At 70.9% G+C, this 11,418-nt stretch carries 6 protein-coding genes; 3 read left to right on the top strand and 3 right to left on the bottom strand.

Annotated elements, in window-relative coordinates; genetic code table 11:
* From ACFV4K_RS31240 to recC, 3 genes are all read right to left on the bottom strand, one after another.
* The coding region (locus tag ACFV4K_RS31240) for an AAA family ATPase (protein ID WP_379279768.1) at positions 1–971 on the bottom strand (971 nt) is incomplete at its 3' end.
* Positions 968–4,324 carry a UvrD-helicase domain-containing protein gene (locus ACFV4K_RS31245; protein WP_379279774.1) on the bottom strand — a complete coding sequence of 1,119 codons (3,357 nt, stop codon included), beginning with the start codon at positions 4,322–4,324 and terminating at the stop codon, positions 968–970. The genes ACFV4K_RS31245 and ACFV4K_RS31240, both read right to left, overlap by 4 nt.
* A 406-nt stretch (positions 4,325–4,730) precedes the next feature.
* Positions 4,731–8,069: an exodeoxyribonuclease V subunit gamma gene (gene recC, locus ACFV4K_RS31250; protein WP_379279769.1), complete on the bottom strand. Its 3,339-nt coding sequence runs from the start codon at positions 8,067–8,069 to the stop codon at positions 4,731–4,733.
* Positions 8,070–8,247: 178 nt separating this feature from the next.
* Here recC and ACFV4K_RS31255 point away from each other — a divergent pair, with 178 nt between their 5' ends.
* From ACFV4K_RS31255 to ACFV4K_RS31265, 3 genes are all read left to right on the top strand, one after another.
* A complete protein-coding gene (locus tag ACFV4K_RS31255) occupies positions 8,248–8,454 on the top strand; it encodes a hypothetical protein (protein WP_379279771.1) in 207 nt (68 codons plus the stop codon).
* 109 nt (positions 8,455–8,563) lie between these two features.
* The gene (locus ACFV4K_RS31260; RefSeq protein ID WP_379279776.1) at positions 8,564–9,454 is read left to right on the top strand and encodes a tat pathway signal sequence; all 891 of its coding nucleotides are present in this window, start codon (positions 8,564–8,566) and stop codon (positions 9,452–9,454) included.
* Positions 9,455–9,670: 216 nt separating this feature from the next.
* Complete coding sequence (locus ACFV4K_RS31265; RefSeq protein WP_379279772.1) at positions 9,671–11,122, top strand: NAD(P)/FAD-dependent oxidoreductase; 1,452 nt, start codon at positions 9,671–9,673, stop codon at positions 11,120–11,122.
* Positions 11,123–11,418 lie beyond the last annotated feature (296 nt).

The following is an 11,418-nucleotide window of genomic DNA, read 5'->3' on the forward strand; positions in this document are numbered from 1 at the left end:
ATGGAGGTCTCGTCCACCACGATCACGTCGTACGGCAGCCGATTGAACTCGTTGTGCTTGAACCGGCCCGCGCCGCCGCGCTGCCAGCCCAGCAGCCGGTGCAGCGTCGCGGCCGTGAGCTCGGGCAACCCGATCTCCCCGGCCTGTTCGCGCACCGCTTCCTGCATGCGCGCCGCCGCCTTGCCGGTCGGCGCGGCCAGCGCGATCCGCAAGGCGGGGGCGCCGGGCACGGCCTGCTGGTGCGCTACCAGCAGCGCCAGCACCCGGGCGATGGTGTGGGTCTTACCCGTACCGGGCCCACCCGCGACCACGGTCGTCCACTGTGTGGTGGCCAGCGCCGCCGCCAGCCGCTGCCGATCCGGCGGCTCGCCGGGCCCGCTGTGATCCGGGAACAGCCGATCCAGTTCGCGCCGCACCAGTTCCGCGTCCACCATCGGATGGGAGGCGGCCCGCTCGGTGAGCACCCGCCGAATGGTCTCCTCCTGCCGGTAGTACCGGTCCAGGTAGAGCAGCGGCCCGGTGTCGCCGCCTGAGCGCGCCCCGGCGTCACCGCCGCGTGGGCCGGCATCACCACCGCCACGCGAGCCGGCATCACCGCCACCGGACGGGTCGATGAGCCGCAGCGGGCGCAACGGCCCGGCCGGGCTTCCGGTCACCAGGGGGCTCACCCGCAGGGCCGCGATCACCATGTCCACGTCGGGCCAGGGCAGGGTGGCCGGATCGATGGCCGATTCCTCGGTGTCCTGGGCGTCCACGCCGATCTCGTGCATGCGCCGCACTTCCAGGCACACCGATCCGGACCGCACCGCGCGCACGGCCAGCGCGGTCGCGAAAACCACCGCCTCGGACCGTTCCCCGCCGAGCCGCGCCAGCCGCAACGCCACGTGCACGTCCGCCGCCGACAGCACCCCGGCGGCATTGAACACCTGCAGCAGTCCGGTGCCGCGCTGCGCCAACTGAATCGAGGTCATCGCACCACTCCCGTGTCACCGGCGAGCAGCGCCGACAGGTCCTCGACCAGGGCGGCGGGCGGATGCCAGTCGAAAACGCCGCAGCCGTCCGGGGTGTCGGGCCCGACCATGCCGCGCACGAACAGGTACCGGATGCCGCCCAGGTGCCGCGCCGGATCGTAGCCGGGCAGCCGCCACCGCAGATACCGGTGCAGCGCAACCGAATACAGGATGGCCTGCAAGGGATAGTGCGAGCGCATCATCTCCGCCGCCATGCGCTCGCGGGTGTAGTGCGCCACCGTGAGATCGCCGACGCCCAGCCGGTTGGTCTTGTAGTCGACGACCAGGAATCGCGGCCCGGCGGTCCGCAACACGGCGTCGATACTCCCGGTCAGGTAGCCGCGCAACGGGGTGTCGTCCAGGTGCGCGAGCTGATCGGCGTAGGGCGCGAACACGTCGTCGGCGGGCAGGTGCCGACGCAGCAGATCGGCGATGCGCGGCACGGTCACTCGCGCGGCGACCGGATCGTCGCCTCCGGCGAGCGGCAGTTCGAAATCGAGTTCGCTCAACCGATCCCGCGCCGAGAACCCGGCGAGCGTCCCGTCCCCGATCGGCGTGTGCATGACCGCCAGCAGCGCCCCCGACAGCACATCGGGGTCCGCGTCGAACATCTGCTCGTTCACGGCGTGCAGGCAGCGGGCCCGGATCTCGGCGGCCAGGTCGGCGGCGTCGGTGTCGACGTACTCCAGCACCTCGTGCACCAGGGTGCCGAACTCCGCGCCGTAGGGCAGCGAATTCATCAGCGACGGCGCGGCTCCCGCGAACGCGCTCAGCTCGTCGGCGAGCACCGCCGGGTCGGCCGGTTCGTCGGAGACACCGCCGCCCTCGGGCAGATCGGCGGCGGGCAGCGCGTCGTGCGCGCCCGCGGTCAACGCCGAATAGGAGGTGCGCCGCCACGCCTGATCGAGCACCCGGTCGAAGCGGGCGGCGGCCAAGGGCTCGAAGGCCGTGGCCGTATCGTCGTGCGGCAGCCGGGCGCGGGCGATCTCCCGCACCGGCTCGACGGCGATGACGCCGGGTTCGGCGGTCGACGCCCACTCCCGGATGCGTTCCAGCACTACCGAATCCGCGGGCACCGGCACCTTGTCCGCGACGGCGGGGCTGCCCGGTTCGCGCCCCAGCAGCATGCGGTGCAGCGGCGCGGTCTGGGTGTCGTAGGCCGGCGCCCACCACGCCACCACCTGTGCGCCCGCCCGCGTCAACGCCACGTACAGCAGCCGCAGTTCCTCGGCCTGCTCCTCGGTTTCGGCACGCAGCCGGCGGGAGTTGTAGCCCGGCGCCTCGGAGCCGCCGACATCGAGGACGCGACGGCCCTGCTCGTCATGGAACAGCAACGTCGGCGGATTGCGCAGCTTGGCCGCGTCCCACGCGAAAGGCAGGTACACGACCGGGAATTCGAGCCCCTTGCTGGCATGCACGGTCGCCACCTGCACGGCCGCGGCGTCGCGATCCAGCCGACGGCTGCGATCGGCGACGCTTCCGGAGGCCGGGTCGCGTACGCGGTCGGCCAGCCAGCGGGTCAGCGCGGACAGGCCCAGGCCCTCGCGCAGGGCCGCGTCGTCGAGCAGCTGTGCGATCTGCCGCAGGTCGGTGAGCTGCCGTTCCCCGCCTTCGAGGGCCAACAGGCGCGGTGCCAATCGGGTTTCGGCACTGAGCTTCTCGGCGACCGCCGCGAACCCGGCGCGGGCGAACAGCCGAGCCGCGTCGCGCAGATCCGCGCTGAGCCGACCCACCAGATCGGCGCCCCCGGCGTCGATCTCCGCCGCGCTCACCCCGAGCAGTGCCGTCCCGGCCGCCAGCCGTACCCGGTCCCCGCGATGCGGCTGCTCCACCGCCCGCAGCACCCACAGCCATTCGGTGGCCGCGGGCGTCCCGAACACACTCGCGCCGCCGGCCAGCACCGAGGCGACCCCGGCCGCCTCCAGCTCGGACCGCACCATCTCCAGTTGCGCGCGATTGCGCACCAGCACCGCGATATCGCCGGGCCCGATGGCCCGTTCGCGAGGAGTCCCGGCATCGATGAGCACCCCGGACCCGAGCAGCCCGACGATATCGGCGGCCACATCGATGGCCACCCGCTCCCGCTGCCGACCCACCGTCGGATACCCGGACTTGTTGAGCGGTCCCGCCCCACTGCGCGGCAGGCACCGCAGCCGCAGCGGCGTCACCCGCTCGGGCGCACCCGACAGCCGTGAGAACGGCCGCGTCGCCGCGACCCGGTGCACGGTGATCTCCTTGTGCCCCAGGGCCGCACCGCCGTGCACATGCTCGAGCGCGGCCAGCAGGCTCGCGTCACTGCGCCGGTTGGTGGTCAGTTCCCGCTTGCTGTCGGCGTGCGCCACCGCGTCCAGATAGCTGAGCACCTCCGCGCCGCGGAAGGCGTAGATGGCCTGCTTCGGGTCGCCGACCAGCACCAAGGTGGCGTGCCCGTGGAAGGCGCGGCGCAGGATGTCCCACTGCAGCGGATCGGTGTCCTGGAATTCGTCGACCAGCGCCACCCGATACCGGTCCCGGATCCGCGCGCGGGCGCGCGGGCCGTGCTCGGGGTCGGCGAGCACCTCGTGCAGCAGCACCAGCAGGTCATCGAAATCCCGCAAGCCCGAAAGCCGTTTGCGCCGAGCGGTTTCCACCCGGACCGCCGATGCGAACGCCACCCGCTCGGCGGCCGGATCATCGTCGCTCTCGGCCTCCGGCATCAGCAGCGCGTGCGGGTCGCCGACCGCCGCCGCGGCCAGTCGCTGCGCGTCGGCGGGACCGAACACCGATCCGCTGCGCGCGTACCGGCTCAGATACAGGTCGTCGGCGACCGTGGACACCACATCGGCGACGCTCTCGACCAGCCGCACCCCCGGGTCCTGCTCTCCCGACAGGCCCAGTTCGTCGAGCATTCGCTGGCAGAAGCTGTGCGTCGTGGCGATGGTTCCGGCGTCGAAGTCCGACAGCGCGGTCAGCAGCCGCTCCCGCCTGGTCGCGATCTCGCCCGGGTTGCCCTGCGCCAGATGCCGGATCAGCTCGTCGCTCGACGCGAGCGCCCGATCCGGCTCGGCCAGCGCGGCCGCCACCACGACGAATCGGTCGCGGGTGCGCTCCCGCAATTCCTGGGTCGCGGCCCGGCTGAAGGTCACCAGCAGCAGCTCCGAGACATCCACGCCCAGTTCGGCGACGAATCGCACCGCCAATCCGACGATGGCGTACGTCTTTCCGGTGCCCGCGCTGGCCTCGAGGACGGTCGTCCCCGTCGGCAGCGGCCCGGTCAGCTCGAATCGGTTCCCCGAATCCGCGAAAGTCCCTGGTGTGTCCGCGGTTCCGGGCATAGCGTCCTCGGGCACCGCGCCGGCGTCTGATCGCGGCGCCGCCGAGTCGTCGTCCCACAACCCTTGTCCCGCTGGTTCATCACCCGAACCCGCAGAGACGCTCGCGTGGGCGGTATCCGAATCGCGGTGCGGCTCCGGCGGATCAGCGAGGTGCGATTCCTGCCGGCCGGTCGCCACGGGAGCGGCGGCCCACAGCCCCTGCGCCCCGCCGGAATCGGCCTCCCCGGAGACCGTTTCGCGCGCCTCGGCACCCGAGTCCAGCCCGCCCGGCAGTGTCGGTTCCGCCCGCAGCAGCCTGCGGGGCGCGGGGCGCGGGGCCAGGTCGGGATCGGTGAACGAGAACAGGTCGTCGGTCATGCGGGGCTCCCGGGGACGGTCACGGGCAGGAGAGTCCTCCTCGGGGTGGTCATGGCTGACCCTGATTCTCTTTGGTCAGCAGGGGATTCCAGAGGCGACGCGCCAGCTCACCGAAACGCGTCGGTTCGGATTCGACACCCGGCGACGCGGCAGCCGCGGCCTCGGTCAGCTGATCGAAGCGCGGCGACTGGCCCAGAATGTGCCGGAAGTAGCGGTCGGTGTGTTCGCCGAAGCGATCGTCGAAGTCCTGGCTCGCCGCATGCAGCGCGTCCTCGGGCGACGCGCCCGCGAGCCGCCGCTCGGCATAGGTGGCCGACGCCGACGGCGCGATCGGCAGCGGTTCGGTGAGGCCCTCGTCGCGCAACAACGCCAGCTCCCGCAACAGCCCCCGGGCCAGGGGCGCGGGCGGCGCGGTGAGCGTCGACTGCCAGGCCGGACGATGATGGTTGCCGCGCCCGATGGTGATGGCGCGCCACGACTGATGGGTTCCGGTGGCGGCCAGCGCCAGCAGGCGAATCCACGCCGCCATCCGATGCTTCGGGGCCAGCCGCGAGAACGTCGTGCGCAGCAGCGCGTCGTCGTGGACATCGGGCACGGTGCCGGTCAGCCGACGCCCGTCACCCAGATCCACCGCGATATCGATGGTGCGCGACGGGATCTCGTGCAACGGCCGCGCCACCCGCACCAGCTGGTCGACGGTCCCCTCGACCTCGTCGAGCACGGCCGCGCCCATCCCGAACGGCGGCAGCGTCCCACGCCGCCACTCCGCGGCCCGCAGCACATTCGGGTCCACGCCGGTGAGCCGCGCCGATAGCATGCGCTCGCCCATATTCCACTTGGTCAGCCCGTCGAGTTCGATGGGGAGCCGGTCGGCGATCTCCTCCTCGTCCTCGGGCACCCGAATTCCCAAGCGCTGCCACAGGAACGCCCGCACCGGATGCTCGGCGAAGGACACCAGATCGGCCAGCTCCACATCCCCGAGCTCGCGGGCCGGCAGCGTGGCCGGCAGGAACAGCGGCCGTGGCTCCGGCGCACGGCCCGCCGCCACCGCGCCCGCCAGCGCCACGGTGTCGAAACTGAACGGATTCTCCGGCCGGAAGTTGCGGCGATCGAAGGGCTGCAACGGATGCCGCGTCACCACCCGGTCCATCGCCCCCGCGCCGATGTGCGCGCGCACGGTGTCGAGCAGTTCGGCGAGCGGGATCGCGGGCGGACGGTGCGCGCCCGAGACCGGATCGGATCCGGTGTGCAGCAATACCAGCCGCTCCCCCGCCGCCATGATGGCGTCGAGCAGCAGCTGCCGGTCCTCGCTGCGCGGATCCCGATCCCCGGGGCATCGGTGCCGGGCCAGCACGTCGTCCCCGTCGACGCCGCCCGCGCGCGGGAACACCTCGTCGTCGAGACCCAGCAGCACCACCACCCGGTGCGGCACCGACCGCATCGGCACCATGGTGCACACCGTGAGCTCACCGGTGCGGAAGTTGGCGCGCGAGGGCCGCCCGGCCAGCCGGGCCGTGAGCAGTGCGCCGATATCGCTGAGCCGCAAGGGAATAGATCCCGCCGGTTCCAGTGCCGTCGCCAGTTCGCGACGCGCCTGCACCGCCATCCAGCCCTGACCCGACGGCACCTCGGTCAGCAGATCCAGGGCGCGCCCCAGCACCGCGGCCCATTCCGACGCGGGCCGCGCGCTGCCCGCGGGCTCGTCCAGGGTGGAGCCGCGCAGGTCGCGCAGGCACACCGCGAGCCGGTCCACGAATTCGGCGAACCGGCCGCCCAGATCGATGTCATTGCTGTCCACGTCGTCCAGCGGCAGCACCAGATCCAGCCAGTCCTCACTGGATTCTCCCGCCGCGACCCCGAGCAGGATCCGGTCCACCGCGGCATTGAGCGTGTTCTGCGGGAAGTCGCCCAGCCCGAACGCCTGCCGCTGCCGCTGCCCGATCCCCCAGCGCGCCCCGGTCTCGGCCGCCCACTCCCGCAGCCGCTCGATATCGTCGTCGTCGAACCCGCAGCGCACCCGAACCGGTTCGGCCGCACACAGATCCAGCGCCTCGGTCACGGTGACGCGGCCGTCGGCCAGCTCCAGCAGGGTGCCCACCACGTCCAGCACCGGATTGACCGCGCGCTGGGCGCGATCGGCCAGCCGCACCCGCAGCCCGTGTGCGGGATGCCCGGGCTCGGCCCCGTCGAGGGACCACTGCCCGAACGCCGCCCGCACCAGCGGCGCGTAACTCTCCACGTCGGGGCACAGCACGATGACATCGCGCGGTTCCAGCGTCGGATCGGCGGCGAACACGCTCAGCAGCGCGTCGCGCAACACCTCCACCTGCCGCGACGGCCCGTGGCAGGAGTGCACGGTGACCGTCCCGTCGGCCAGGCCCGGGTCGGGCATGAGCGACCAGCGGTCCTGACGCACCGCGGCCTGCAGCTCCGACAGCAGCGTGCGCGGCCCGATCTCGTCCGGTCCGGGGTGATAGGTGTCGATGTGGTCGTAGCCCGCCAGCCGCTCCTGCAGCTCCCGCACATCGCGGCCCAGCGCCGCCAGCAGCGGATGCCGCACGCGCACACCGGAATTCGGGATCACCTCGGCGTCGGCGAGCTTGGTCCACAGCGCCGGGCTGGGGTGCACCAGCCACAGGTGCACCTGCCGCCCGGCCGACAGCGCCGACAGCACCTCCAGCTGATCGGTGGTCAGCCGCGTCACCCCGAACAGCGAAATCCGTTCCGGCACCGACACGATCGACGGCTCGGCCCGCAGCCGCGCGCACGCCGCCGCGAGCCGCTCGGCGGGACTGGGCACCCCGACCACGCCGCGCACCCGCCGCCACAGCATCGCCTGCCACACCAGATCCGCCGGGAGGTCGTGCCCCGCGCCGTCGGTGTCGCCGCCCGCGGCCCACTCGGTGATCATGGCCGGGCGCTGGGTGCCGTAGCTGTCGAACAGGGCCGCGATCCGCGCCGCCGTCGCGTACCGCCGCCCCACCCGGTACCCGCCCGCGTCGCCGTGGCCGAGGTGGCGGGCGAGCACCGCGCTCCACGGTTCGGACAGCACGTCGTCGAGGACCGGCAACAAGGTCCAGACCAGTCGCTCCGGCGACCACGGATCCCGCTCCGGATCCACGCCGGTCGCCTCGGCGAGGATCGCCGACACCAGCGCCGCCGGATCCGCGAAGTCGATATTGGCCGAGATCCCGTCGGTACCGAGCCCACCGGCCACACCGCGTCCGGAGCCGAGTACCGTGGCCAGCCGCTGGGTGAGCCAGCGCTCGATCCCCTTGGCGGGAACCGCGACAACTTCCGGGGTGAACGGATCGCCGAGCGGTTCGATCAGCAGCCCGGCGAGCGCATCGGCGAGCGTGTCCGCTCGTTCCGCCCGGTGAATGTGCACGACCTGTGTTTATACAGTCGGCGAACGACATGCAAACACCGGGCCGTGCGGCTCGCCGGGTGACACCTGCCACACGCCGGATATTTGCTAGGGCGCGTCACTGCGAATTTCGAGTGTGGTATGCGACAGTGCCTTTCGGGGTGGTTCTCATTTCTCGCTGAAAGGCTGGTCCGCGTACATGGCTGCGTCGGTGATTCCCCTGGTGCCCAGAACCGGGTTCACGGTGCGACGGGTGGGAGAGCGCTGGGAGTTGGTCAACTCCCGACATTACGGACGCGGCGTGGTGCTGCAGTCCTGGCCGCGCGACCGCCACACCGAGGCCTTCGAGCATTGCTACCGGCTCAATGGCCGCGGGATCGAAGAGCTGCGGGCCGCTTTTCGCTGATCCGGGCGAAACTCGCAAGCCGTACACGAAAATCCGTGCGACAGTGTCGATTCGATAACAGACAACCCGATCACCTGCAAGACGTGCGAATCGGGCATTGTCCCCTCTATTGTGGTCCCTCGTGCGTTCCCCCAAGGCCCGGCGCGTGGCCTCCTCCGCTTGTGTCCTCGCGGCCGCTGCCCTGATTCCGGCCGCGCCCGTCCTCATTCCCGTCGCCGGCGCGGTCCCCGCGCACACGCAGGGCCCGATCACGGGATTCGACGCGGATATGAGCAGACGCATCGCCGCGGTCGACGACTATCTCGCCACCCGCCCCGGCGTCACCGGTTATGTGATGCGCGACCGCGTCACCGGCGGCATTTACCGGAATGGCAACGCGGACACCAACTTCTGGACCGCGTCCACCATCAAGCTGGCGATCGCGGAGGATCTGCTGAATCGCGCCCGGGTCGGCGCCATCACGCTCGGTCCCGACGACCGCGCGCTCATGGAGTCGATGCTGGCAACCTCCAACGACAATGCCGCCGACATCCTGTGGAACAAGTTCGCGGGCTTCGACCGCATGGCGTTCAACAACGCCTTCCGGGCCAACGGCATGGTCGGGCTGATCCCGCTGCCGCCGACCACCTCCCTCGAGCAGATCAAGTTGTTTCCGGACTGGGGCTTCCAGCAGTGCTCGCCCGCCGACCTGGACCGGCTGATGGACAACATCCTCACCCGCATGCACCCCGACGACCGCGCGTACCTGCTCGACCGCATGCGCCGCGTCGACACCAACCAGCACTGGGGCGTGTGGGGCGCGGGCGCGGCCATGAACCCGGGCCTGAAGAACGGCTGGTCCGACGAGCAGGGCGGCTGGGTGGTCAACTCGGTCGGCTTCGCCGGACCCGGTGAGCGCTACACCCTGGCGATCATGACCGAGCAGGGCAACCAGGGCGGATACCTCGAAGGCTCCGAAACCACCACGCGCGTCGCGCAATTGCTCTTCCAGGGACGCTGAGCCGCCTCCCCCGATCACGAGCGCGGGCGGCCACCCCGGCCGCCCGCCACCGGGCTCGCGCCAATCCGCACTGAACGACCGCCCATATTGTATTTTCGGGTGAGCTGTCTGGAAGGTCTGTTTCGGTCGGTCCTGATTGGGCTGCGCTACTCACACTGCATTACCGTTGTGCGTGAGTTGTCGTAGTTTCACCATCTGGCGAGGAGCAGGAACTAGATGAACGCCGAGAATTCCGTCGCACAGCGCCATCGGGTGGTGGTGATCGGGTCCGGGTTCGGTGGACTGTTCGCCTGCAAGCACCTGCGCAAGGCCGACGTCGACATCACACTCATCTCCAAGACGTCCACGCACCTGTTCCAGCCACTGCTGTACCAGGTCGCGACCGGCATCCTGTCCGTCGGCGAGATCGCCCCGGCCACCCGCATCGTGCTGCGCAAGCAGCAGAACACGCAGGTGATCATGGGCGAGGTCACCGATGTCGACCTCGAGGGCGGCACCGTCACCTCGCGCCTGCTCAACCGGGACTACATCACCCCGTTCGACAGCCTCATCGTGGCCGCGGGCGCGCAGCAGTCGTACTTCGGCAACGACCACTTCGCCACCTACGCCCCGGGCATGAAGACCATCGACGACGCCCTCGAACTGCGCGCGCGCATCCTGGGCTCCTTCGAGGAGGCCGAGCTGGCCACCGACCAGGAGACCCGCGACCGGTTCATGACCTTCGTCGTGGTCGGCGCCGGCCCCACCGGCGTCGAGCTGGCCGGGCAGATCGCCGAACTCGCCGACCGCACCCTGGACGGCACCTTCCGCAATATCGACACCCGCGACGCGCGCGTCATCCTGGTCGAGGGCGCGGGCGCGGTGCTCGCCCCGATGGGCCCCAAGCTGGGCGCCAAGGCGCACAAGCGGCTCGAGAAGATGGGCGTGGAGATCCAGCTCAACGCCATCGTCACCAATGTCGACGCGCGCGGGGTCACCGTCAAGGACAAGGACGGCTCCGAGCGCCGCATCGAATCCGCCTGCAAGGTGTGGTCGGCGGGCGTGCAGGCCAGCGGCCTGGGCAAGATCCTGGCCGACAAGTCCAAGGGCACCGAGGTGGACCGGGCCGGACGCGTCATCGTCGAACCGGACCTCACCATCAAGGGCTACCCGAACGTGTTCGTGGTCGGCGACCTGATGTCGGTGCCGGGCGTGCCCGGGCAGGCCCAGGGCGCGATCCAGGGCGGCACCTACGCCGCCAAGGCCATCAAGGCCGAGACCGAGGGCAAGCAGAAGGTCGAGGACCGCAGGCCCTTCAAGTACTTCGACAAGGGCTCGATGGCCACGGTGTCGCGGTTCAGCGCGGTCTGCCAGGTGGGCAAGCTGGAGTTCAGCGGCTTCTTCGCGTGGCTGGCCTGGCTGGGTCTGCACCTGTGGTACCTGGTCGGCTTCCGCAGCCGCTTCGTCACGGTGCTGGAGTGGTTCGTGTCGTTCCTGGGCCGCCACCGCGGTCAGATGGCGGCCACCGAGCAGTGGGTGTTCGCGCGGCTCGCGCTCGAGGCGCTCGACGATCCCGCCGAGGCGCTGGAACTGGCCAAGCAGATTGGTGCGGCGGAAAACACCTCCGGCAATGGCAAATCCGTGGCGAATTCCGAATCGGCGAAATCCACCGAACAGCGCGCGGGCTGACGACTCGGCCCGGCCGTCCTTCGAATGAGGGTCTGACCGGGCGGCGTGTCCAGACCAATCCGGCACACCGGCCGGATCCGAATGTTCGACGTCTGTCGATATTCGGAAGAAAGGTCATTCATGGGCAAACGCCAACCGGTCGATACTGTTTCGCCGCGGCGACGGCGCCTGGGCACACTGGCGGTCGCGGGCGCGCTGCCGCTGGTCGCCGCCCTCGCCGCCGCCAGAAGCAGTGCGGCGGAACCGGTTTCGTCCGACGACACCCAACCGGCGGTGGTCTACAACCAGCCCGGCAC

The sequence above is a fragment of the Nocardia sp. NPDC059764 genome, from assembly GCF_042732555.1.
GTDB lineage: Bacteria > Actinomycetota > Actinomycetes > Mycobacteriales > Mycobacteriaceae > Nocardia.